Origin of the sequence: Parvibaculum sp., assembly GCF_046297875.1 — a bacterium.
Lineage (GTDB): Bacteria > Pseudomonadota > Alphaproteobacteria > Parvibaculales > Parvibaculaceae > Parvibaculum.
In genome coordinates this window covers 2,252,979-2,276,971 of sequence record NZ_JBKBHD010000001.1, presented here as the reverse complement: position 1 = coordinate 2,276,971, position 23,993 = coordinate 2,252,979, and the positions used below count along the sequence as shown (strand labels likewise).

General features: G+C 62.6%; 22 protein-coding genes. 13 read left to right on the top strand and 9 right to left on the bottom strand.

Translation table 11 applies throughout. From position 1 onward, the window contains the following. The first annotated feature begins 5 nt into the window (after positions 1–5). Positions 6–1,271 carry a DNA polymerase IV gene (locus tag ACK4FH_RS11235; protein ID WP_409813626.1) on the top strand — a complete coding sequence of 422 codons (1,266 nt, stop codon included), beginning with the start codon at positions 6–8 and terminating at the stop codon, positions 1,269–1,271. A 6-nt stretch (positions 1,272–1,277) separates the two neighbouring features. Here ACK4FH_RS11235 and ACK4FH_RS11230 read toward each other — a convergent pair whose 3' ends face one another. Continuing rightward, positions 1,278–2,084, bottom strand: coding sequence for an EipB family protein (locus ACK4FH_RS11230; RefSeq protein ID WP_409813625.1), 807 nt, complete (start codon positions 2,082–2,084; stop codon positions 1,278–1,280). A gap of 91 nt (positions 2,085–2,175) precedes the next feature. Between ACK4FH_RS11230 and ACK4FH_RS11225 the strand changes: the two genes are divergently transcribed. The 3 genes from ACK4FH_RS11225 (at position 2,176) to ACK4FH_RS11215 (ending at position 4,941) form a co-directional block, all read left to right on the top strand. Beyond that, a complete protein-coding gene (locus ACK4FH_RS11225; protein WP_409813623.1) occupies positions 2,176–3,141 on the top strand; it encodes a 2-hydroxyacid dehydrogenase in 966 nt (321 codons plus the stop codon). Further along, the gene (locus ACK4FH_RS11220) at positions 3,138–4,028 is read left to right on the top strand and encodes a formylglycine-generating enzyme family protein (RefSeq protein ID WP_409813621.1); all 891 of its coding nucleotides are present in this window, start codon (positions 3,138–3,140) and stop codon (positions 4,026–4,028) included. Before ACK4FH_RS11225 ends, ACK4FH_RS11220 begins: the two co-directional genes overlap by 4 nt. A 187-nt stretch (positions 4,029–4,215) precedes the next feature. Further along, a complete protein-coding gene (locus ACK4FH_RS11215) occupies positions 4,216–4,941 on the top strand; it encodes a GGDEF domain-containing protein (RefSeq protein WP_409813619.1) in 726 nt (241 codons plus the stop codon). 3 nt (positions 4,942–4,944) lie between these two features. On the opposite strand, the gene ACK4FH_RS11210 is transcribed toward ACK4FH_RS11215, so the two are convergent. Continuing rightward, on the bottom strand, positions 4,945–5,985 hold the full coding sequence (locus ACK4FH_RS11210) for an agmatine/peptidylarginine deiminase (RefSeq protein ID WP_409813616.1): 1,041 nt from the start codon (positions 5,983–5,985) through the stop codon (positions 4,945–4,947). Positions 5,986–6,078: 93 nt separating this feature from the next. On the opposite strand from ACK4FH_RS11210, the gene ACK4FH_RS11205 reads away from it, so the two are divergent. From ACK4FH_RS11205 to ACK4FH_RS11190, 4 genes are read left to right on the top strand one after another with little or no spacing between them, the layout of a single operon-like run. Further along, positions 6,079–6,546, top strand: coding sequence for a RidA family protein (locus ACK4FH_RS11205; RefSeq protein ID WP_409813613.1), 468 nt, complete (start codon positions 6,079–6,081; stop codon positions 6,544–6,546). Between the two features lie 27 nt (positions 6,547–6,573). Then, positions 6,574–7,773 (top strand): GNAT family N-acetyltransferase, encoded by a 1,200-nt coding sequence (locus tag ACK4FH_RS11200; protein ID WP_409813610.1) that lies wholly within the window; start codon positions 6,574–6,576, stop codon positions 7,771–7,773. Beyond that, complete coding sequence (locus ACK4FH_RS11195; RefSeq protein WP_409813608.1) at positions 7,763–8,194, top strand: HIT family protein; 432 nt, start codon at positions 7,763–7,765, stop codon at positions 8,192–8,194. The genes ACK4FH_RS11200 and ACK4FH_RS11195 overlap by 11 nt, the downstream gene beginning before the upstream one ends. Positions 8,195–8,252: 58 nt before the next feature. Then, a complete protein-coding gene (locus ACK4FH_RS11190; protein ID WP_409813606.1) occupies positions 8,253–9,863 on the top strand; it encodes a hypothetical protein in 1,611 nt (536 codons plus the stop codon). Between the two features lie 88 nt (positions 9,864–9,951). On the opposite strand, the gene ACK4FH_RS11185 is transcribed toward ACK4FH_RS11190, so the two are convergent. From ACK4FH_RS11185 to clpS, 3 genes are all read right to left on the bottom strand, one after another. Next, entirely contained in the window at positions 9,952–10,320 is a 369-nt protein-coding gene (locus tag ACK4FH_RS11185; protein ID WP_409813603.1) for a VOC family protein, read from the bottom strand. A 108-nt stretch (positions 10,321–10,428) separates the two neighbouring features. Further along, positions 10,429–12,816, bottom strand: coding sequence for an ATP-dependent Clp protease ATP-binding subunit ClpA (clpA, locus tag ACK4FH_RS11180; RefSeq protein ID WP_409813602.1), 2,388 nt, complete (start codon positions 12,814–12,816; stop codon positions 10,429–10,431). A gap of 51 nt (positions 12,817–12,867) precedes the next feature. Beyond that, positions 12,868–13,200, bottom strand: coding sequence for an ATP-dependent Clp protease adapter ClpS (gene clpS / locus ACK4FH_RS11175; RefSeq protein ID WP_409668925.1), 333 nt, complete (start codon positions 13,198–13,200; stop codon positions 12,868–12,870). Between the two features lie 523 nt (positions 13,201–13,723). Between clpS and ACK4FH_RS11170 the strand changes: the two genes are divergently transcribed. Continuing rightward, positions 13,724–15,277: a D-alanyl-D-alanine carboxypeptidase gene (locus ACK4FH_RS11170; protein ID WP_409813599.1), complete on the top strand. Its 1,554-nt coding sequence runs from the start codon at positions 13,724–13,726 to the stop codon at positions 15,275–15,277. Here the strand turns inward: ACK4FH_RS11170 and ACK4FH_RS11165 are convergent. Next, entirely contained in the window at positions 15,274–16,137 is an 864-nt protein-coding gene (locus ACK4FH_RS11165; protein WP_409813596.1) for a division plane positioning ATPase MipZ, read from the bottom strand. The genes ACK4FH_RS11170 and ACK4FH_RS11165 overlap by 4 nt on opposite strands. A gap of 214 nt (positions 16,138–16,351) precedes the next feature. Between ACK4FH_RS11165 and ACK4FH_RS11160 the strand changes: the two genes are divergently transcribed. Genes ACK4FH_RS11160 through ACK4FH_RS11150 form a run of 3 tightly spaced genes read left to right on the top strand, consistent with a single transcriptional unit; the run spans position 16,352 to position 20,285 of the window. After that, positions 16,352–17,719, top strand: coding sequence for a glutamine synthetase family protein (locus tag ACK4FH_RS11160; RefSeq protein WP_409813594.1), 1,368 nt, complete (start codon positions 16,352–16,354; stop codon positions 17,717–17,719). Then, complete coding sequence (locus ACK4FH_RS11155) at positions 17,716–19,110, top strand: aldehyde dehydrogenase family protein (RefSeq protein WP_409813591.1); 1,395 nt, start codon at positions 17,716–17,718, stop codon at positions 19,108–19,110. The genes ACK4FH_RS11160 and ACK4FH_RS11155 overlap by 4 nt, the downstream gene beginning before the upstream one ends. Next, positions 19,107–20,285, top strand: a complete 1,179-nt coding sequence (locus ACK4FH_RS11150; protein ID WP_409813588.1) for an iron-containing alcohol dehydrogenase — start codon at positions 19,107–19,109, stop codon at positions 20,283–20,285. Before ACK4FH_RS11155 ends, ACK4FH_RS11150 begins: the two co-directional genes overlap by 4 nt. Here the strand turns inward: ACK4FH_RS11150 and ACK4FH_RS11145 are convergent. Further along, entirely contained in the window at positions 20,282–20,632 is a 351-nt protein-coding gene (locus ACK4FH_RS11145) for a hypothetical protein (protein WP_409813585.1), read from the bottom strand. The genes ACK4FH_RS11150 and ACK4FH_RS11145 overlap by 4 nt on opposite strands. A 47-nt stretch (positions 20,633–20,679) precedes the next feature. Between ACK4FH_RS11145 and panC the strand changes: the two genes are divergently transcribed. Further along, positions 20,680–21,546 (top strand): pantoate--beta-alanine ligase, encoded by an 867-nt coding sequence (gene panC, locus ACK4FH_RS11140; RefSeq protein WP_409813583.1) that lies wholly within the window; start codon positions 20,680–20,682, stop codon positions 21,544–21,546. Here panC and ACK4FH_RS11135 read toward each other — a convergent pair. Continuing rightward, positions 21,543–21,977 carry a DUF1489 family protein gene (locus ACK4FH_RS11135; RefSeq protein ID WP_409813581.1) on the bottom strand — a complete coding sequence of 145 codons (435 nt, stop codon included), beginning with the start codon at positions 21,975–21,977 and terminating at the stop codon, positions 21,543–21,545. The two genes, panC and ACK4FH_RS11135, sit on opposite strands and share 4 nt — an antisense overlap. Next, on the bottom strand, positions 21,974–23,992 hold the full coding sequence (locus ACK4FH_RS11130; RefSeq protein WP_409813578.1) for an acetyl/propionyl/methylcrotonyl-CoA carboxylase subunit alpha: 2,019 nt from the start codon (positions 23,990–23,992) through the stop codon (positions 21,974–21,976). The genes ACK4FH_RS11135 and ACK4FH_RS11130 overlap by 4 nt, the downstream gene beginning before the upstream one ends. Position 23,993: the final 1 nt, after the last annotated feature.

Sequence of the window (23,993 nt, the reverse complement as noted above, 5' to 3'; positions counted from 1 at the left end):
GGCTCATGACAACAACCACAGGCCTCTGCCGCGATTGCTTTTCGCCCGTGCCGGAAGGTTCGGAGCGTTGCCCTGCCTGCAAGCGTCCTCGCCTTCTGTTTCATCCCGAACTGCACCAGCTCACCATCGCCCATCTCGACTGCGATGCTTTCTATGCTGCCGTGGAAAAGCGCGACAACCCGGAGCTGCGCGACAAGCCGCTCATCATCGGCGGTGGCCAGCGCGGCGTCGTTTCCACCTGCTGCTATATCGCGCGCATTCGCGGCGTCCGTTCCGCCATGCCCATGTTCAAGGCGCTCGCCGCCTGCCCCGAAGCCGTGGTGCTGAAGCCAGACATGGCGAAATATGCGCGTGTCGGTCGCGAGGTCCGCGCGCTGATGCGCGACATGACACCGCTTGTCGAACCCGTCTCCATCGACGAGGCGTTTCTGGATCTCACCGGCACCGAGCGCCTGCATCATGCGAGCGCAGCGGTGAGCATGGCGCGTCTCGCAAAGCGCATCGAGGATGAAATCGGCATCACCATTTCCGTCGGTCTCAGCCACAACAAGTTTCTCGCGAAGATCGCTTCCGATCTCGACAAGCCACGCGGCTTTGCCGTGATCGGCCGTGAGGAAACGTTCTCTTTCCTGGCGGGCAAACCCGTCTCGCTGATCTGGGGTGTCGGCAAGGCGCTGGAGGCGAAGCTCGCCCGCGACGGCATCACCCGCATCGCGCAACTGCAGAAGATGGAAGAGAACGACCTGATGGCGCGCTACGGTTCGGTGGGCCGCCGCCTCTGGCGCCTCGCGCGCGGCGAGGATTTCCGCCATGTCGAACCGGGCCATGAGGCGAAAAGCATTTCCGCCGAGACGACCTTCATGCGCGATATTTCAAACGCCGCCGAACTCGACCGCATTCTCTGGCCGCTCTGCGAAAAAGTCTCGCGCCGCGCCAAGGCCGCAAATCTTTCGGGCTCGACAGTCGTACTGAAGCTGAAAACCGCCGACTTCAAGACCCGCACGCGAAACCAGACATTGCACGATCCGACGCAGCTTGCCGAAGTGATCTATCGCATTGCCGCACCCATGCTCGCGCGTGAGGCAACAGGCACGAGCTTCCGTCTGCTCGGCGTCGGCATATCGGGGCTTTCGGATGGCGGCCTGGCTGACCCGCCCGACATGCTGGACCCGGACGCCGCGCGCCGCGCCGCTGCCGAACGCGCGATGGACCGGCTACGCGAAAAATTCGGCGAGCAATCCATCGGCAAGGGACGCGGCTTGCGAAAGTGACGAAGATCAGCAGGTGCCGTCTTCAAAGAGCGTGAGATCCTTGAGCTGCGCCTTGATTTCGAGATCGATGTAGTCGAGCGTCATGCCGGTCGCGATACCGTTTGCAAAGACGGTTATGCCCATTTCGAAATTCGGCAAACCCTCCTCGCTCTCCACATCGAAATAGCTGATGCGGATGGGCCAGCGCGCCGCGGATTGCAGCACCTCCGCACCCTTCACATCGGGCAGCTTGTCGCGCCCCGCCTCTGCCTGTTTCGACACGAAGATGGTTGTCGGGCTCTCGCGCTCCTCTGTGCCGTCGAAAAGCACGAGCTCGAAGATGCGCTCGCCGCGCTCCGCCCGCTCGACAAGGGCGCGCTGGTATTGAACCGGAAAGAGAACACCGGCAGGCAGTTCCCTCTTCGTAGCACCCTCCCTCGACAACTCGATCGTACCATCATCGGCGCGCACAGCTGTCCCGTCGTCCCGATCCGTCAGTTCGCCATCGGTATATTCCGCGCGCGTATAGCTGAATTCGCGCCCGTCGATCTTCTCGAAATAGCTGAGGCGAATGTCGTTGCTCATATAGGCCTGGTCGAGCCCGGTCACGCGCATCACGACGCGCTGGAGCGAGGTGTAGCCGCCGCAGGCAGGCCCGCCCCGCCACTCGATCACCATGCGCCCGTCGATCCCGGCGATGTCGCTTGCAGCCTCCGTTCGCCCGAGCGACAGGTCATAGACCGCGCGGTGCATCTGCAGCGGAGCTGCGCCCGCGCCGCTCGCAAGCACCAGAAAACCAAGCGGTATCAGCCACTTGCACCCTTTTACCGCCACGATATTTCCGCTCCTGCTTCGCCTTCATGCCCTTTCGCAAGCTTATACCATCGGCTAAACCGGGAAAGCGATTGCAACAACCCGGACCGACATGCCCCGCCCTGCCATCTTCGTCACCCGCAAATTGCCGCCCGATGTGGAAGCGCGCCTTTCCCGCGACTATGACGCGGCGCTGAGCCGTGCAGACAGCCTGCCCTCGCGGGAGACGATATTGGCAGGCGCCACGGGCAAGGACGGCCTTCTCGTCACCGTAACCGACAGGATCGACGGCGATCTCATCCGCGCGCTGCCGGAAACCGTTAGGGTCATCGCCACCTTTTCCGTGGGCTATGACCATATCGACATTACCGCCGCCAAGGCGCGGGGCATTGCCGTCACCAATACGCCGGATGTGCTGACGGACGCTACGGCGGAAATCGCGCTCCTGCTGATGCTCGGCGCGGCGCGCAACGCCACATCGGCCATTGCCACATTGCGCAGCGGCCAGTGGAAGAACTGGGCGCCCACCGGCATGCTCGGCATGGAAATCACCGGCAATCGCCTCGGCATATTGGGCCTTGGCCGCATCGGCCGCGCCACCGCACATCGTGCCCGCGCCTTCGGCATGGAAATCCACTACCACAATCGCCGCCGCCTCGACCCGAAGGACGAGGCTGGCGCCAATTACCATGCAGACATCGAAAGCCTGTTCCGCGTCTCCAACGTGCTCTCGCTCCACTGCGCCTCGACGCCGGAAACGCGCCGCATCGTCAACCGCGAAACGATCGCACTGCTGCCTGACAACGCCGTCGTCGTAAACACGGCGCGCGGCGACATCGTCGATGACGATGCACTGATCGAGGCGCTTGCCTCGGGACGCCTCGCAGCAGCAGGGCTTGACGTGTTCGCCAACGAACCCAATCTCGATCCGCGCTATCTCGACCTGCCCAACGCCTTCCTGCTGCCCCATCTCGGCAGCGCAACGCGCGAGACGCGCAATGCCATGGGCTTTCGCGCGCTCGACAATCTAGATGCCTTCTTCGCCGGGCAGACACCGCGGGATCTCCTCACAGCATGATGCGCCTGCTCTCCTCCCTCTTGCTTCCGTTCCTGCTTGCCGCCTGTTCGCAAGAGACAGACCGCCAGTTGCGCGATTGCGGCGATTGCCCAGAACTTGTCCTCCTTGAAGGCGGCAGTTTCATGCGCGGCGCAGAAAGCGGCGATCCGGCGGCAGATGAAAGCGAACAGCCGCATCATGAAGTTAACATCGAACGCCCCTTCGCCATCGCCGCACATCACGTCACCGTCAAGGACTTCGATGCCTTCACCGCCGCCACCGGCCATGAAACCGGACCCGGCTGCTACGCCTTCACCGATGACGGCTGGCGCATGGACGAAAACGCGAACTGGCGCGCGCCCGGCTTCCTGCAAACACCGCTCGATCCCGTGGTCTGCGTCTCGTGGCACGATGCCACGGCCTATGCCGCATGGATGAGCGCGCGCACCGGCAAAACCTATCGTCTGCCAAGCGAAGCCGAATGGGAATTCGCAGCACGCGGCGGTTTCAAGGAAGGCAATTTCTGGGGCGATGACGGCACGCAGGTCTGCACCTTTGCAAACGTGAACGACATCACGGCGAAGAACAAAACCGCCAAGGCGGCCGAGAACTGCACCGACGGCTTCCTCTACACGAGCCCCGCCGGCCATTTCCGCCCCAATCCCTTCGGCATCCATGACGCAATCGGCAACGCCTGGGTATGGCTCGCCGATTGCTGGCATGGCGACTACCGCACCTCCCCGCGCGACGGCTCGGCCCACCTCGCGGACAATTGCGAACGCCGGGTTTTGCGCGGCGGGTCATGGACCGATACGCCCGGTCCCGTCCGTATCGGTGCCCGCGAAAGCCGCCCCTCTCATGGCCGCTATTCCATCGCCGGCTTCCGCCTCTCCCGCGACGCCGATTAGGCACAGCTTGCCCTTCGAACCCACCCAAACCGGCAGATATTGCCCGGCAGCAGCCACACGCCATTTACCAAGCTATTGAATTTTCATCATTAATTCGCTGGCCGCATGTTTGCATTTGCAATCCCACTCACACGCCCGAATTGGGCATGCATGGAGCGGAGGTCGCGGGGAACCCGCGAAATGAGCGATGGCCTATCTGAAACGCGCATTCGAATTGCCGGACGAAACTGGCGGATCGGCTGTCCTGCCAGACAGCGCGCTTGACCGCGACCCGCAAACCGAACGGTTCCGGCGCAACCTCAACCTCGGACGCAGCCTCGCCAACGAGACGCTCGTCAACCAGGCCCTCGGTTTCGCCAAGCAGACCGAGGCACGGATTGCCGAACTCAATGCCCGCATCCGCCATCTCGAGGCGCTCACCCAGACTGACGAACTGACCGGGCTGCTCAATCGCCGCGGCTTCGGTGAAATCATCCGCCGCAATCTGTCCAGCGCCGCGCGATACGACGAAACCGGCCTCCTCGCCTATATCGATCTCAACGGCTTCAAGGAAGTCAACGACCGCTTCGGCCACAATGTCGGCGACGAGGTGTTGCGCACCGTCGGCGCCTATATCGCGAAAGGCATCCGCTCGACCGACTATGCCGCGCGTCTCGGCGGCGACGAATTCGCGATTCTCTTTGTCCGCGCCGAACACAAGCGCGCCCGCGAACGTGCGCGCGAATTGGTCCGCGGCGTTTCGGAACTCGAAGTCCGCTGCAAAGGCACCGTAATTTCAGTGAGCGCGAGCCTCGGCCTTGCCGCCTATAGTGGGGACACCGACGCCGAGAGCCTGATCGAACGCGCAGACCGCGCCATGTATGCCGACAAGCAGCATGGCGGACGCGCCGCCCGCCTGACGACGAACGGCTGACGCCTATTTGACGGCGATGCCTTTCGGCTGCTGCTGCGTGATGCAGTGGATCGAGCCGCCGCCTGCCGCGATTTCGAGCGCCGGCACACTCACGATCTTCCGCCCCGGAAATGCCTCTGCCATGATCGCCGCCGCGCGTTCGTCGTTCGGGTCGTCATAGGTCGGCATGATGACGGCGCCATTGGCGATATAGGCGTTCACATAAGAAGTGCAGAGCCTGCGCCCGTCCGGCCGCCGCATCTGCCGCTGCGGCTGCGGCATCTCAATAATTTCAAGCTTCTGCCCTCGCGCATCGCGGGCTGCTTCAAGCCGCTGCCTGTTGTCCTGCATCAACCCGTAGTTCGGGTCCATCTTGTCGTCCGGCATATAGAGCAGCACACGGCCCTCGCCTGCGAATGAGGCGATCATGTCGACATGGCCGCTCGTCTCGTCATCCTGCAATCCCCGGTCGAGCCAGATGATCCGACGCACACCGAGCATCAGCGCAAGATTTTCCTCGATCTGCTGCCGCGTCAGTTCCGGGTTCCGGTTGTCATTGAGCAGGCATTCCTCGGTCGTCAGCAATGTCCCGAAGCCGTCGGCGGAAATCGAACCGCCCTCGAACACCATGTTGCACGTGTATTTGCGCATGCCGAGATGATCGAGAATGCGCCCTCCGACCGCCGCATCGTTCTCATAGCCGTGATAGGTATTGCCCCAGGCATTGAAGCCCCAATGCGTACCCGCCACATGGCCCTTGCCGTCGATCACGAAGATCGGGCCTGAATCGCGCGCCCAGCTATCGTCAATCGGGATCGGCACCGGCGTGACGCCGCGCCCGCAGGCGAGCTTCACCTGCGCTTCGTCCTCCGGCCGGCAGACCATTGACACGGGTTCGAACCCGGCAATAGCGCGCGCCACCTGCGCATAGGCCGCATAGGCCTGCGGCAGGCGCTCGCCCCATACATCCGCGCGAGACGGCCATTGCATCCAGCACCCTTCATGCGGCTCCCATTCGGCAGGCATGAAAAAACCGTCATCGGCGGGCATCCGCGCTTCGGGCATCTGGCTTGTCTCCGGGCTTTCGTCTCTGGCGCTTTGACGATAGGTATAACGCAGAGGAAATCACGGCAACTGCGCTTGGGGAGAAACACCGAAATGGCCGGAAAAATCGACGCGCGACTGAAGGAACTCGGGATCGAACTGCCGGCCCCGGCTGGCCCTGCCGGCACCTATGTACCCTATGTCGTAACTGGCAATCTCGTCTTTATTTCCGGCCAGGGACCGATGGGCGCCAAGGGCATCGAATATCAGGGAAAGCTCGGCAAGGACCATGACATCGACGCAGGCAGGGCAGCCGCCCGCCTGACCATGTTGAATGTGCTCGCCCAGTTGAAGGCCGCCTGCGGCGGCGATCTCGACCGGGTGACGCGCTGCGTGAAACTCCTCGGTTTCGTCAATGCGACACTGGACTTCGACCAGCAGCCCGCCGTCATCAACGGTGCGTCGGACCTCCTTGTCGAAATCTTCGGAGATGCCGGACGTCATGCACGCTCCGCTGTCGCAGCGCCCTCGCTGCCGTTCCAGATCACGGTCGAGATCGAGGCGATTTTTGAGATCGCTTGAGCCTCGCCCCTCATCTAGAATTGGCGTATGGGAGACCGGGAAGCAGCCATTGTGAAAGTGATCGACAGCCTTGCCTCTGTCGATCCTGCCGCTTGGAACGCCTGCGCCAATCCGCCGGGAGAGATCTACAACCCCTTCGTCTCCCATGCCTTCCTCCATGCGCTGGAGAAAAGCGGCTCGGCCACACGGCGCACAGGCTGGCTCGGCCAGCATCTGCTGCTGGAGGAAGATGAAGGCCGCCTTACCGGCTGCATGCCGCTCTATCTGAAAAATCACAGTCGCGGCGAATATGTCTTCGATCACGGCTGGGCAAATGCACTGGAAAATGCAGGCGGCAGGTACTATCCGAAACTGCAATGCTCCGTGCCCTTCACGCCCGCAACCGGCCCCCGGCTGCTCACACCCGCAGGACCGGGACGCGATGCCGCCGAAGACATGCTCCTTGCCGGCGCCGTCGAACTGGCGAAGCACCACGGCGTTTCTTCGCTGCACATCAACTTCATGCCGGAGCGGCAATGGACGCGCGCGGGTGAACTCGGTCTTTTACAGAGAACCGACCAGCAATTTCACTGGCACAATCGGGGCTATGGCGCCTTTGACGACTTCCTTGCCGATCTTTCCTCGCGCAAGCGCAAGATGATCCGCAAGGAGCGCGAAAAGGCGCTGGAGAACGGCATTGAAATCGAATGCGTCACCAACGGTGAAATCACCGAAGACCATTGGGACGCCTTCTACGCCTTCTACATGGACACCGGCTCGCGCAAATGGGGCACGCCCTATCTCACGCGCGAATTCTTCAGCCTGATCGGCGAGCGCATGGCCCGCGACATATTGCTTGTCATGGCGCGCCGGAACGGACGCCTCGTCGCAGGCGCGCTGAACTTCATCGGCGGCGATGCGCTTTACGGGCGGAACTGGGGCGCGATCGAGCATCACCCCTTCCTGCATTTCGAATGCTGCTATTACCGGGCCATCGACTTCGCCATCGAACGAGGCCTGGCCCGTGTCGAGGCGGGCGCCCAGGGCGAACACAAGCTTGCCCGCGGGTACATTCCCGTCCGTACCCACAGCGCCCACTGGATCGCCAATACCTCCTTCCGGGAGGCAGTCGCCGAATACCTCGCCCGCGAGCGGCTTTATGTCGACCGTGACATTGCTGCCCTTGGCGAATACGCGCCCTTCCGGCACGATACGAAGATTGAAGAACTCCAAGAGGATGATTTCTGACGTGGCCTACGACCAGAACAACATTTTTGCGAAAATTCTCCGCAAGGAAGCGCCGTGCTTTCCCGTATATGAAGACGATATGACGCTCGCCTTCATGGATGTGATGCCGCAGGCGGAAGGGCACACGCTCGTCATTCCGAAATTCCCGGCAGAAGACCTGTTCGACCTCGATCCGGAATATGCAGGCGCGATGGCGAAGACGACGAAGAAACTCGCCGCCGCAGTGAAACAGGCCTTCGATGCGCCGGGCATCCTCATCGCGCAGCTGAACGGTGCGGCTGCAGGCCAGACCGTCTTCCACATTCACACGCATATCATTCCGCGCTCGAACGGCATCGACCTGAAGCTCCATGCTCGCGAACTGGCGGACTTCGAGGAGTTGAAGCGTCACGCGGAGCGGATAAAGAAGGCGCTTGGATAAATTGCAAACGACGGCCGTCCGGGGAAAGCAGGGGCGGCGTCACTCTGGGGAGGACATCATGCGAGGACTTAAACTGGGCGTGGCCGCCGCCGCGCTCGCCCTGCTTGCTGCAAGTTGCTCGGAAAATGAACCGTCCTATGAGATGGTGGCCGTCACCGGCCCCTCCCCCTTTCACGGCATTCACGGGCTGACCGTCACCGGCGCGGGAAAGCTCCTCGCAGGCAGCGTTGTCGGCAGCGCCATCTATGAAGTGGACCGCGAGACCGGCGAAACCAGCGTCTTTGAAGGCCCGCCCACGGGCATGGCCGACGACATCGAGGAAGGACCGGACGGCACGCTTGCCTGGACCGCGTTCCTCGACGGCAGGGTCTATGCGCGCAAGCCCGACGGCACATTGCTGACGCTGGCCGAGGGCCTGCCCGGCATCAACTCGCTCGCGTGGACCGATGATGGCCGCCTCTTCGCGACGCAGGTCTTTCTCGGTGATGCGCTCTACGAACTCGACCCGAGCGGAGCGAATCCGCCGCGCAAGATCATGGAAGGCATGGGCGGCCTCAACGGTTTCGATTTCGGGCCCGACGGCAAACTCTATGGTCCGCTCTGGTTCAAGAAGCAGGCTGTGCGCGTCGATGTCGATGCGGGGACGCTGGAAGTAGTCGCCGAAGGCTTCGCGACTCCCGCCGCCGCAAACTTCAATTCGAAGGGCGAACTGCATGTGGTCGACACGGAAGCAGGGCATGTGTACCGCGTGAATATCGAAACCGGCGAAAAGACCCTCCTCGCCGAAGTCGAACCCTCCATCGACAATCTCGCTTTCGATGCGGAAGACAATCTCTACATCACCAACATGGCCGACAACGCCGTCATCCATATCGACACGGAAACGGGCCGCGCCGAAACCATCGTTTCCGGCCCGCTTGCCATTGCAGGCGATATCGAGATTTCTGGCGGCATCGTCTATATCGCTGACCTGTTCTCGATCCGCAAATTCGATATCGAAAGCGGCCAGGTGTCGGAAATGGCACGCGTCTGGTCGTCCAACATCGACTATCCGCTCGGCATTTCCGCCAATGGCGGCATGATCGCCGTCGCCGGCCTGACCTCGGGCGCCGTCCAGATTTTCGATCAGGCATCCGAGACATCGCTCGCTCTTCATCACGGCTTCGCCACGCCGGCCGACGCCGTGGTGCTGGACGATGGCAGTGTCATCATCTCCGAATATGCGCGCGGCGCCGTCATGCACGTCAGCGGTGACGACTGGTCGGACAGGGCGGATATCGCAACCGGTCTTGAAGGCCCGGCCATGCTGAAACTAGACGGCTCAGGCGGGCTCTATGTCAGCGAAAATCTCGGCGGCAAAATCCGCCATATCGATCTCGCGAGCGGCGAAATGAGAACCGTCGCTGAAGGTCTCGATGCACCGGAAGGCATTGATATCGCGCCGGATGGACGCATCTTCGTCGCCGAAGTCGGTGCGAAGCGCATTTCCGCCATTGACCTCGCTTCGGGCAAGAAGACTGTCATCAAGAACAATCTGCCGATTGGCCTTGCCGCACCGGAATCGGCACCGCCGCTTTTCATTCCGACCGGCGTCGCCGTTGCCGAAGACGGTGACATCTATTTCTCGTCGGATCTCGACGCTCGCATTTACCGTCTGCGCAAGGGATAAGGCCGCAGGCGCGTGGCAACCGGACCAATAAAAAGGCCGCCACTTTCATGAAGTGGCGGCCGGTTTATTTGGGCGCGTCTGATATGATTTATTTGCCCATGTGGAAGGCAACGAACTTGTTGCCGTCGAGGTCGCGGAAATAGGCGCCGTAGAAGGTGTCGCCGCGCAGGCCCGGCGCGCCCTCGTCCTTGCCGCCAAGGCTCAACGCCTTAGCATGCATCTTGTCGACATTTTCACGAGAACCAGCCGCAAGAGCGACCATCGTGCCATTGCCGAAGGTCGCCTTGTTGCCATCATGCGGCTTCGTCACCGCGAGCATCGGCCCGCCGTTGGACCAGCCGACGAAACGGCCCGGGTCCGACATCGCGCGCTTGGCACCAATGACGCCGAGCAGGTCGTCGTAAAAGGCGCACGCCTTGTCGAGATCGTTGGTCCCGACCATCACATATCCGATCATTCTTCTCTCCCTGTTTTCTTGTTTCACTTGCACAGAAAAAGGACGGTCACCGATGTTTCCATCGCGACCGTCCTCTGTCTCTTCCAGTCCGCGCAATGCGGACCGAATTCACTCCACGAGAAGCGGTACCTTCGGCACAGTGCTTCCGCCGTCGCCGCCGCCCGAACCGTCCTTCGGTTTGCGTACACCCGGCTTCTTCGATCCGCCGCCGCTTGAGCTGCTCGGCTGCGCCGGTTCAATGTCGAAGACGAGCGCATCGTCCTCAACTTTCACCACCACATGCCCGCCCTTGAGCAGGCGTCCGAAGAGAACCTCGTCTGCCAGCGGCTTCTTGATGTTTTCCTGAATGACGCGCGCCAGAGGCCGCGCACCCATCTGTTCGTCATAGCCGCGTTCGGCAAGCCACTGGTTCGCCTCCGGCGTGAGTGCGATCGTTACGTTCCGGTCGGCAAGCTGCGCTTCGAGCTGAAGCACGAACTTCTCGACCACCTGCGCAATGACCTCCTTCGGCAGATGACCGAACGGCACCACGGCATCGAGACGGTTGCGGAACTCCGGCGTGAACAGCCGCTTGATAGCGTCTTCGTCGTCGCCCACCCGCTTCTTCTGCGAGAAACCGATGGTGGGCTTCGCCATATCGGCGGCGCCCGCATTGGTCGTCATGATGAGCACGACATTGCGGAAGTCGATCTTCTTGCCGTTATGGTCGGTGAGCTTCCCGTGATCCATCACCTGCAGCAGGATATTGAAGAGATCGGGATGCGCCTTCTCGATTTCGTCGAGCAGCAGCACGCAATGCGGATGCTGGTCGACGCCATCGGTAAGCAGCCCGCCCTGATCGAAGCCGACATAGCCGGGCGGCGCGCCGATGAGCCGCGACACGGTATGCCGCTCCATATACTCCGACATGTCGAAGCGCAGCATCTCGACGCCGAGAATTGAGGCAAGCTGGCGGGCCACTTCCGTCTTGCCGACGCCCGTGGGGCCCGAGAAGAGGTAGCAGCCGATGGGCTTTTCCGCTTCGCGCAGGCCCGCCCGCGCAAGCTTGATCGATGCAGCCAGCGCCTCGATGGCCTGATCCTGCCCGAACACGACGCGCTTCAGCTCCGTGTCGAGGTCCTTCAGCTTCTCCGTATCGCTCTTCGAAACCGACTTCGGCGGAATGCGCGCCATCGTCGAAATGACGGATTCGATCTCGGTGACGCCGATAGTCTTCTTGCGGCGCGATTCCGGCAGCAGCATCTGCGAGGCGCCCGCCTCGTCGATCACGTCGATCGCCTTGTCGGGCAGCTTGCGGTCATGCATGTATTTCGCCGACAGCTCCACCGCCGCCTTCACCGCATCATTGGTATAGCGAACCTTGTGGAACTCCTCGAAATAGGGCTTGAGGCCCTTGATGATCTTGATCGTGTCCGGCACCGAAGGCTCGGCCACGTCGATCTTCTGGAACCGGCGCACCAGCGCGCGGTCCTTTTCGAAGTGCTGGCGATATTCCTTGTAGGTGGTGGAGCCGATGCAGCGCACCGAGCCGCTTGCCAGCGCAGGTTTCAGCAGGTTCGAGGCATCCATTGCCCCGCCGCTCGTCGCGCCGGCGCCGATCACCGTATGGATCTCGTCGATGAACATGACCGCGCCTGGATAGGCCTCGATCTCCTTGATGACGGCCTTGATACGCTCCTCGAAATCGCCGCGATAGCGCGTACCCGCAAGCAGCGTGCCCATGTCGAGCGAGAAGATCGTAGCGTTCTTCAGAACGTCCGGCACTTCGCCCTTCACGATGCGGCGCGCCAGCCCTTCGGCGATTGCCGTCTTGCCGACGCCGGGATCACCCACGAAAAGCGGATTGTTTTTCGAACGGCGGCAGAGAATCTGGATCGTCCGCTCAACCTCGCGCTCGCGCCCGATCAGCGGATCGATCTTGCCCTGCTTCGCCTTCTCGTTGAGATTCACGCAGTAGTTGTCGAGCGCCTCGGTCGTGCGCTCCTTGCGGCCGCGCTCGCCGCCGCCTTCCACTTCTTCCTGCGCGCCGCGCACCGGCCGCGTCTCGCTCATGTCGCCGCGCTTGGCGATGCCGTGGCTGATATAGTTCACGGCGTCATAGCGCGTCATGTCCTGCTCCTGCAGGAAATAGGCGGCATGGCTCTCGCGCTCGGCGAACATCGCGACAAGCACGTTGGCGCCCGTCACTTCCTCGCGGCCCGACGACTGGACATGGATCACCGCACGCTGGATGACGCGCTGGAAACCGGCCGTCGGCTTCGAGTCCTCGCCATTGTCGACCACGAGGCTCGACAGTTCATTGTCTACATAATTGGTGAGCTGCTGGCGCAGCAGGTCCATATCGACATTGCAGGCCCGCATTACCGCGGCGGCGTCCTGGTCGTCCATCAGGGAAAGAAGCAGGTGCTCCAGCGTCGCATATTCGTGATGGCGCTCATTGGCGAGCGCCAGTGCGCGGTGAAGGCCCTCTTCCAGACTGCGTGAAAACGTCGGCACGTGCGAACCTTCCCTTCTTCTGCTGAACCACTATACAGCTTCTACGCGCAACTATTCTCTTTCCATCGTGCATTGCAGCGGATGCTGGTGCTGCCTCGCGAAATCCATCACCTGCGTCACTTTCGTCTCCGCGACCTCATAGGTATAGAGGCCGCAAATGCCCACCCCATGCTGATGCACATGGAGCATGATGACAGTCGCCTCCTCGCGCCCCTTGTTGAAGAACCGCTCCAGCACATGGACGACAAACTCCATCGGAGTGTAGTCGTCGTTGAGGAGCAGAACCTTGTAGAGCGAGGGCTTCTTCGTTTTGGGCTTCGTCTTCGTGATGACGCCGGTACCAACGCCCCCGTCCTCATCACCGCGCCGCCTGTCGTCCGACATTCCGTTCCTGCAATCCTTTGCGTACCGCCAGTCCGATCCGGCGCGCCGCACCACCATTAGATAGTCGACCATATCGAAATTCAAAGACCAGCCCAATCCTAGCTGGATTCGCCAATGCTTGAGCGGCGGCGGCGGTTCTTTCCTGGCCGGCGACGCCCTCGAAAGGGCCCGGCGCCATCATGGCGCCGTCCGGGACACCGCCCATGCCGGGTACCACGAAATTAACACTCGTTAACTATGTTAATACTTTGGTAACACACTCGATATATCGTCGTGTGATACCGAGATGCTTGGAAAATCAGAGGAATTTCATCATTTTGCCACCTAAAGGTCTTCGCAAAATGAGGTTCTGACGCTAAAGTTTTCTCGGGGAATATCGTTCGGGGTGGTGCGCTGGCGAAAAGCGTGCCCGCAAGAGGGGTTAGGGTATATGCAGGGGCCTGCGCACGCGAGTATTGGGCGCACTTCCTTCGACCTTAAAGGCAGGGTTGGCAGCATTGCGGCATCGCTTTGCCTGACCCTCATGGCCTGCATGCTCGCCCTTCCGGCTCATGCCAACCCGAAATATGCCGCGCTCGTCATCGATGCGCATACCGGCCAGGTCCTCTATTCCCGAAATGCCGACGAGCCGCGCTATCCAGCCTCGCTCACCAAGGTCATGACGCTCTACCTGCTTTTCGAGAAGCTCGAAAAGGGCGAAGCAACGCTGAAATCGCGGATCACAATGACCCAGCGCGGCGCGAACCAGCCGCCATCCAAGCTCGGCCTTGGCGTCGGCCAGACGATCAGCGTCGAAGATGCGATCCTTGCTCTCGTCACCCGCTCCGCCAACGACGTCGCCTCCGCAACCGGCGCTTTCATCGCTGGCTCGGAAGACAATTTTGCCGTGATGATGACGAAAAAGGCCCGCGCGCTCGGCATGTCGAAAACGACCTACAAGAATGCTTCGGGCCTTCCAAACAAGCAGCAGATCACCACCGCCCGCGACCAGGCGACACTCGCGATGCGCATGCGTGAAGATTTCCCGCAATATTACCACTATTTCAGCACGGAAAACTTCACCTGGGGCAAGGCCCGCATCCAGAACCACAACAGGTTGCTCAGCCGCTATCAGGGTGCCACGGGCCTCAAGACGGGCTACACCAACGCCTCGGGCTTCAACCTCACCACCACGGTCGAGCGCGACGACAAGTATCTCGTTGGCGTCGTCATGGGCGGGGAGAAGGCGAAGAGCCGCGACGATCACATGATCGAAATTCTGGACCGCGCCTATCCGCGCGCCGTCGCCATGAAGCGCGGCAACACGCAGGTCGCCTCGGCGCAGCGCCCTGCGGCACCGGCCGTTCTCCCACCGGCGCCGATTGACCGCCCTGCCGGCATCGTCCCGGCCGAAGATCGCGCCGCGCTTATGCAGCTTGCTTCGTCGATTGAAGTGCAGGAAGTGCCCGCTCCTGTCGCCCCCGCTCCTGTCGCCGCTCCGGCGATTGAGGTCGCAGCAGCCCCCAGCCCCATCGAAGCGCCGGTTGTCACTAAATCGGCGCCTGCGGCACCAGTGGACAGCGTGACCGCCTATGCCGTTGCCGCCATCCGCTCCGCCGAAGGCCCTGTCCGTCAGGCTGGCCGCGAGATCGGCAACTTCCTGGTCACGCCGGCCAATGCCTCGACCCCGCCCGCCAACACGCTGGACGCGCAGCTTCGCTCCGCCATGAACGACCCGGCGCGCACCGAGCCTGAACTCGCCCGCGACTGGCGCGACGGCGATCCGCTCATCCCCGATGGCTCCTGGGTTATCCAGATCGGCGCCTATGCGAGCGAAGCCGATGCGGTGGAGAGCATCCGCAAAGCCGTGCGCGCGGCGCCTGAAGAACTCGGCAAGGCCGTGCCCGTCACGATCCCGGTCAATACCGCCGACAACCGCACGCTCTACCGTTCCCGTTTTGGCGGTTTCGAGGGCGAGCAGCAGGCGCGCAACGCCTGTGGCCGCCTCGCCCGTCAGGCGATCCAGTGCATCCCCATACCCCCGGCCAACTGGGCGCTGCCCGTGACCCCGGATAGCAGGGATAACCGCCGCGGCTAGGCGCGCGCCGCCTCCGCAGCTTCCGACCTGATCTTCTCCAGAGGAAGTTCGAGTGCTTCGACCAGCGCCCGCACCTCTGCGCGCGCCGCGACATGCGACATGGACATCTGGGTATCGACCCCCTCTTCCCTCAGATCAAGCAAGGTCAGACCTGATGGAAACATCTCGCGGAAAATGACGCGCTCGCCGAAGCCCGGCCCGATCCGAAAGCCGATGCGTGAGGCCAGCGCCTCCAGCACCGCTTCCACGCGGCGCTTGTTTTTCGCATCGAGATGCGAGAGCCGGTTGCGCACCACCACCCAGTCAATTTCGCCGCCGTCGCGCACGGCGCGACACTTGCGGCTTTCCCATACCATTTCGCTGTAAACGCTTGGCCCCTTGATCCGGTAGGTCTGCGGATCGACCCGGCCCAGCAGGTCAAAATCGACGAAACTGTCATTCATCGGCGTGATCAGCGTATCGGCCCGGGCATGGCCAAGCCGCGAAAGATTGCTGTCGCTGCCGGGGCAGTCGATCACCAGAAAATCGTTGGCTGCCGCAAGCCGCGCCATTGTAGCCTCGAGTTCCGCCTCTTCGGCCGCATTTGCTTCGGCTACCGTCGCGGCCGCCGATTTCATGATGACCGCATGTTCCGGCATCACCAGGTTCACATTTGCCGCCTCGGCCCATGCCTTGCGGTTCTCGACATAGCGGGTCAACGACCGCTGCCGCCCGTCAAGGTCGATGGACCCGACGCGGAACCCTTCGCGAAGCAGATAGGCAATGACATGCATGGCGGTGGTCGTCTTGCCCGACCCGCCCTTCTCATTGCCAAGAACGATCACATGAGCAGACAATCGCGCCTGCTGTCCCTCAGTCATGTAGCCCCGCCATTCCCGCCGGTAACGCCCCCGGTCGAATCGCGTGGAGTCTGGGATCTGGCGCCTTGGGCGTCAACCAAAGGCCACGATGGACGCAACGTAAGCCCCTTGCGGCCTCCCCCGTCCCTCCGGCTACACTCCGGGGGAACTTCTGGCGGGGCGCCCTTTCGTTGCCGCCTCACCTCTTGGCGACAACATCCGGGGAATATTGAGAATGAAGGGACTGCTCACGCTCGACCAGCTATCCGATCTCGTGACAAGCGGCGAGATCGACACCGTGGTCATGGCCATGCCCGACATGCAGGGCCGGCTGGTCGGCAAGCGCATGGCAGCCCCCTATTTCCTCGATACCGCCGTCCACGAGACCCATGCCTGCAACTACCTGCTGACCGTCGATACCGATATGGAGCCCGTGCCGGGTTACAAGGCGGCAAGCTGGGCGCAGGGTTATGGCGACTTCGCGCTGAAGCCCGATCTCGCAACGCTGCGCCGCATCCCCTGGCTGCCCGGCACGGCGCTGGTGATCTGCGATACGGTGGACCACCACGGCGAGGATGTGCCTCATGCGCCGCGCTCCATCCTGAAGAAGCAGCTGAAGCGCGTCGCCGCCATGAAGATGAAGGCGTTCACGGCATCCGAGCTCGAATTCTATCTCTTCGACGAAACCTATGAGAGCGCCCACGAGAAGTACTATCGCGGGTTAAAGACCCCGAACTGGTACATCGAGGACTACCATGTCTTTGCGACCAGCAAGGAAGAAGGGATCATGAGGGCAATCCGCAACGGGCTTGAGGGCGCGGGCATCCCGGTCGAAAACTCAAAGGGCGAATGGGGCCCCGGACAGGAAGAAATCAATATCCGCTACGCCGAAGCCCTCGAAATGGCCGACCGCCACACGATCCTGAAGAATGGCATCAAGGAAATAGCCTGGCTGCATGGCAAGGCCATCACCTTCATGGCGAAGTGGAATTACGAGCTTGCCGGCTCCTCCTGCCACATCCACATGTCGCTCTGGGACGAGAAGGCAAAATCCGCTCTCTTCTTCGATGACAAGGCACAGCCCCATGGCATGTCGGAACTCTGCCAGCAGTTTCTTGCGGGCCAGCTCCGCCATGCGCGCGAAATGACCTATTTCCTCGCGCCGCAGGTGAACTCCTACAAGCGTTTCGTGAATGGCTCATTCGCGCCAACGAACATCGTCTGGTCGAACGACAACCGCACGGCAGGCTTCCGCATGTGCGGCACGGGCAAGAGCCTGCGCATCGAATGCCGCGTTGGCGGCGCCGACCTGAACCCCTACCTCGCCTATGCGGCCCTGCTCGCGGCAGGTCTCGAAGGTGTGGAAAACAAGCTCAAGCTCGAACCGGAATTCACCGGCGATGCCTATGGCACGGCCGGCATTCCCTCGCTGCCGAAGAGCCTTCATGCCGCACTTACGGAACTTGAAAAATCGGATACGTTGCGCGCCGCACTCGGCGAGGATGTCGTCGAACACTATCTGCATACCGGCCGCTGGGAGCAGCACGAATATGAGCGCCGCGTGACCGACTGGGAACTGATGAGAGGATTTGAGCGAGGATGAGCGACGTATTGAAGGTCATTTCTCCGGTTGACGGGAGCGTCTACGCCGAGCGCCCGCTGGCGACCTGGGCCGAGGTGGACGGCGCGCTTGGCGCAGCCCACGCAGCCCAGGCGGCATGGAAATTCGTGCCACTGGCCGAACGCGCCTCGCTCTGCCTTCGTTTCGTCGAGGCGTTCCTTGGCATGAAGGACGAGATCGTGCCGGAACTCGCCTGGCAGATGGGCCGGCCCATCGCCTATGGCGCAGGCGAACTGCGCGGCTTCGAGGAGCGTGCCCGCTACATGGTCTCGATCGCCGAAGAGGCGCTGGCCGATATCGATGCGGGACCGAAGGAAGGCTTCCGCCGCTGGGTGCGCCGCGAACCGCTGGGCGTCGTCCTCGCCGTCGCCGCCTGGAACTATCCCTATCTGATCGCCGTGAACTCGGTCGTCCCGGCCATCATGGCGGGCAATGCCGTGATCCTGAAACATTCCGGCCAGACGCCACTCTGCGCCGAACGCTTCGCCACCGCTTTTGAAAAAGCAGGCGCGCCGGATGGTCTCTTCCAGGCCATCCATATGAGCCACGACATGACCGAGCGCACCATCGGCGACAAGCGCGTCGATCATGTGGTCTTCACGGGCTCGGTTGCGGGCGGCCATGCGGTGGTCCGCGCCGCCGTCGACCGCTTCATCGATATCGGCCTCGAACTTGGCGGCAAGGACCCGGCCTATGTCCGCGCGGATGCCAACCTGCCCTTCGCCATCGAGAACCTGGTGGACGGCGCCTATTTCAATTCCGGCCAGTCCTGCTGCGGCAAGGAACGGCTCTATGTCCATGCCGATGTCTATGACGAATTCGTAGAAGGCTTCGCGGACCTCGCGAAGAAATACAAGCTCGGCAGCCCCCTCGATCCGGACACGACCATCGGCCCGATGGTGCGCGCTTCCGCAGCCACTTTCGTGCGCGGCCAGATCGAGCAGGCAAAACGCGCTGGCGCGAAGGCCCTGATCGGCGAGGCGCATTTCCCCGCCTCGAAGGCCGGTACGCCCTATCTCGGACCCGAGGTGCTGGTCGATGTGAACCACCAGATGGACGTGATGCGGGAGGAAACCTTCGGCCCCGTCATCGGCATCATGAAGGTTACGTCGGACGAGGAAGCCATCGGCCTGATGAACGACAGCACGCTCGGTCTCACCGCTTCCGTCTGGACGGAAGACGAAGAGGCTGGCGAGAAGATCGGCGAACGGATCGACACCGGCACCTTCTTCCTCAACCGCTGCGACTATCTCGACCCTGCCCTTGCCTGGACCGGTGTCAAGGATACCGGTCGTGGCGCAACGCTCTCCCGCGTCGGCTATGAACACCTCACCCGCCCGAAGAGCTATCACCTGAGAACAAAGACAAAATGATCGACACCTATCCGAGCGTCACCGGCAACTGGAACTTCCCGACCAAGATCCGCTTCGGCGCGGGCCGCATCAAGGAACTCGCCGAGGCCTGCGGCGCGGCTGGCATCGAGCGCCCGCTTCTCGTCACCGATCCCGGCCTGAAGCCGCTGCCGATGATCGCCGAGGCGCTGGCCCTCCTCGAGAAGAACGGCCTCGCCGCCGCGATCTTCGCGGATGTCCACCCGAACCCCGTCGGCGCCGATGTGGAACTGGGCCTCAAGGCCTTTGCGCGCGGCAAGCATGACGGCGTCATCGTCTTCGGCGGCGGCAGCGCCATGGATGCGGGCAAGGCCATCGCCTTCATGTCCGGCCAGACGCGCCCCATGTGGGACTATGAAGATCGCGAGGACTGGTGGACGCGCGCCGACCCGAAAGGCATCGCTCCCGTCATCGCTGTGCCGACCACGGCGGGCACGGGCTCGGAAGTCGGCCGCGCCGCCGTCATCACCGATGAGAGCGACCACACGAAGAAGATCATCTTCCATCCGAAGATGATGCCGGTCGATGTCATCGCCGACCCCGAGCTCACCATCGGCCTGCCGCCGCATATCACGGCGGCGACGGGCATGGACGCGCTGTCGCACAGCCTCGAAGCCTTCTGCTCGCCCTTCTGGCACCCGCTTGCCCAGGGCGTGGCGCTTGAAGGCATGCGGCTCTGCAAGGAATGGCTGCCGGAAGCGACGAAGCGCGGCAGCAATGTGGATGCCCGCGCCTTCATGATGGCGGCCTCCTCGATGGGCGCGACCGCCTTCCAGAAGGGCCTCGGCGCCATGCATGCCATGAGCCATCCCTGCTCGTCGCTGCGCGGCACGCATCACGGCCTCACCAATGCCGTGGTGATGCCCTATGTGCTCGTCCACAACCAGAAGGCGGTGGAGGAAAAGCTCACCGCCGCCGCGCGCTATCTCGGCCTCAAGAACCAGAGCTTCAATGGCTTTGTCGATTGGGTTCTCGCGCTTCGCGAGGAAGTGGGCATTCCGCACACGCTGAAGGAAATCGGCGTCGATACCGACGTCATTCCGGAAGCGGCGCCCATGGCGCTCGAAGATCCCTGCTCCGGCGGCAACCCGCTGCCCATGACGCGCGGGGAGTACGAAACGCTTTACGCCAAGGCAATCGAAGGCAAGCTCGCCTAGTTCGGCCCGCCCGGCTGCCAGCGCCCGTCGGAGTCATAGCCGCCGGGCCGGTAGCCGCGCGGCCGTCCATCGGGTCCGAGCGGCGGCGGCCCGCCATCCCTGTATTGCGGACGGACCCAGGTGCCGGTTTCACCAGTATGGCCCGGCACGAAGCTGCGGCGCTGTTCCGGCGCAGGCGCCGGATTTTCCTGCCCGTGCAATTCAGGCACATCCAGTGAGGTCGGGCGCTCTTCTTGTGCCGCAGCGGCGGCGGGCAAAAGCAGCGCAATCGCTATCAGGGTGGGCATCATGTTCATGAAATGGATATAGGCGGTCGCCCGCCCTTTTTCGAGGCCGATTGAGTTCACTGCCCCCTGCCGCTATCTTCCGCGCGGATTTCCACGAGAGTTCGCCCATGCCGCTCGACACCAAAAGCTATGCCGTTCCCGTCGCCCGCAGCGCCGCTGCACTGCGCGATGCCGTTGCCGAATGGCGCCGCGAGGGCCGCACCGTCGCGCTCGTGCCCACCATGGGGGCGCTCCATGACGGCCACCTCTCCCTTGTCGATCTCGGCCGCGAGAAGGCGGACCGCGTCATTGTCTCGATCTTTGTGAACCCGACGCAATTCGCCCCGCATGAGGATTTTTCTGCCTATCCCCGCACCGAAGCGGCGGATGCCGCACGCCTTGAAGGCAAGGCGCATCTGATCTTCGCGCCCGACGCGGCAGATATGTATCCGCAAGGCTTCTCCACCACCATTTCGCTCACCGGCGTCACCGAGCCACTTGAAGGCACATTCCGCCCCACGCATTTCGCGGGCGTCGCCACCGTCGTCGCGAAGCTCATCCTGCGCGCCATGCCCGATGTTGCGATCTTTGGCGAAAAGGACTGGCAGCAGCTCATGGTGATCCGCCGCATGGTTGCCGATCTCGACATTCCTGTGGAGATCCTCGGCGGTGCAATCATGCGGGAAGCCGACGGCCTCGCCATGTCGTCGCGCAATGTCTATCTTTCGCCGGACGAGCGGAAGGCCGCGGGCCAGCTAAACGTCATCCTGCGCGAGACGGCGGCACATGTAGCGAAGGGTGCAAGGATTTCGGACGCAACGGCGGAAGGCGCCAGGCGCGTCCTCGCACTCGGCTTCGACAAGATCGACTATCTGGAAATCCGCGATTCTGGCTCTCTCGTCGCCTACCCGGACGACAGGCCCACAAGCTCCGCCCGCATCCTCGTCGCGGCAAAGATCGGCAAGACCCGCCTCATCGACAATATGCCAGTTTAAAGCAAGCCGAGTTCTTCAAGCGCGCGGCGCATCTCTTCGGGCATGTCGTCTTCCGCCTCGCCCTTCCTCACATCGGCAGGCGCATCCTTCGGGTCGAGATAGCGCCAGCCCTGAAAGGGCCTGCGCTCCTGCCGCCGCGTCGGCACGATCTCATTGTCGAGCACAAGACGGCAGCGGCCGGTCCCTTCGCCATCCGTAAATGGCTCTATGCCGATGAACTTCTGGCGGCAGCGGATGGCGCCCTTCATTACCCAGTATAGCGATCCGCCTGCGAGCAATTCATCCATACGCTTTGGCGTCATGCGTGTCACATGCGCAAGCACCTGGGGCTGCTTCAGCTGCTTCTTCTCGGCAAGACGCTCGGCCTGCCAGTTCGCCAGATCGGCAATATCGTCCGCACCGACGCAAAGCTTTACGAGATGGACCGTCAATCCCTGGCCTCTTCGAAGGAAACAAGCACGGCGCCCGCTTCCACCTGGTCGCCAACGCCAACATGGACCGAGGCGATGACCGTGTCCATGCCGGCGGCAAGCGTCTGCTCCATCTTCATGGCTTCCATGACGACGAGCGGCGCGCCCTTGCGCACTTTCGCACCCGCCTCAGCCAGCACCTGCACGATCTTACCCGGCATGGGTGATTTCAGCGCCCCTGCATCGGCGTCCGATGCCACATCGACATCGAGCGGATCGGCGATCGCAAATTCCGTGGCGATGCCCTCATGGATCAGGACGAAGCCCGCCCCTTTCGCCACGCAGGACGCGGTGACGCGTACGCCGTCCACCGTTGCCGCAAGCGCACCTTCACCGTTGAGAGAGGCGGAAATCCCGATGTCTCGCTCACCCGCCCCGGCGATGCACCAGCCATTTCCGTCCGGCGTCACGGTCAGCGCAACATCCTCGCCGGATACATTAAACTTCAATATCTCGCTGCGCTGTCCGCCCGGCACCCAGCCATCATTCGCCGCCCAGGGCGAATGGGGCTCCGCACTTGCCGCCTGCGCTCTCTGCCGCTCCACGCCGCGCATCAGCAGATGCGCGGCCACGCCCAGCGCCAGCACGCGCGGCGAGGCACCGCCCGCAGGGACCAGCTCTGCGATATGCCGGTCGATGAAGCCCGTGTCGATATCGCCTTTCAGGAATGCGTCATGGCCCACCGCATTGATGAGGAAACCGAGATTGGTCTTTGGCCCCGCGACCTCCATGGCCGTCAGGAAACGCTTGAGCGTTCTCAGCGCCAGAAGCCGCGTCTCGCCATGCGCGATGATCTTGCCGATCATCGGGTCATAGAACATCGTGACTTCATCGCCCTCGCGCACGCCCATATCCGTGCGGACATGCGGCATGTTCGCGGGCACGCGCAGTCGCGCAAGCCTGCCCGTCGAGGGGAAGAAGTTCTTCGCCGGGTCTTCGGCATATAGCCGAACCTCGACCGCATGCCCCTTCAGCGGCACCTTGTCCTGCGCGAGAGGCAGATGCTCGCCCGCCGCCACACGAAGCTGCCACTCCACGAGATCTTGGCCCGTGATCGCCTCCGTCACCGGATGCTCGACCTGAAGGCGCGTATTCATTTCCATGAACCAGAAGCCGTTCGGCTTAAGTCCCTCCGACGCATCGGCGATGAACTCGACCGTGCCCGCACCGCGATAGCCGATGGCCTTGGCGGCGGCCACCGCCGCCTCACCCATCGCCTTGCGCATTTCAGGCGGCATGCCGGGCGCTGGCGCTTCCTCCACCACTTTCTGGTGGCGGCGCTGCAGCGAGCAGTCGCGCTCGTAGAGCGAGACCGCCTGTCCATGACTGTCGGCAAAGACCTGTATTTCGATATGGCGCGGCCGCGCGACATATTTCTCGACCAGCACACGCTCATCGCCGAAGGCAGCACCGGCCTCGCGCTGCGCACTCTTCAATTCCTTCTCGAAATCGTCAGGCGCATTCACACGGCGCATGCCCTTGCCGCCGCCGCCCGCTACCGCCTTGATGAGCACGGGATAGCAGATCTCCTTCGCCTGCTCGGCGAGGAAACCCGCATCCTGATTGTCGCCATGGTAGCCCGGCACGACAGGCACACCCGCCTTCTCCATCAGTGCCTTGGCGGCATCTTTAAGCCCCATCGCGCGAATGGCGCTGGCAGGCGGGCCGACGAAGATGAGCCCCGCTTTCTCGCAGGCTTCCGCGAAGCCCGCATTCTCGGAGAGAAAGCCATAACCCGGATGTACGGCGTCCGCGCCCGAACGCTTGCAGGCGTCGAGAATGGCATCCGCGCGCAGATAGCTCTCCGCCGCCGCCGCCCCGCCGATGCAATATGCCTCGTCTGCTTCCGCAACGTGATAGGCATTGGCGTCCGCTTCGGAATAGACCGCGATGGTGCGAAGCCCAATACGCCGCGCCGTGCGGATGACGCGAACGGCAATCTCGCCGCGATTGGCAATGAGAAGGGATTTGAACATC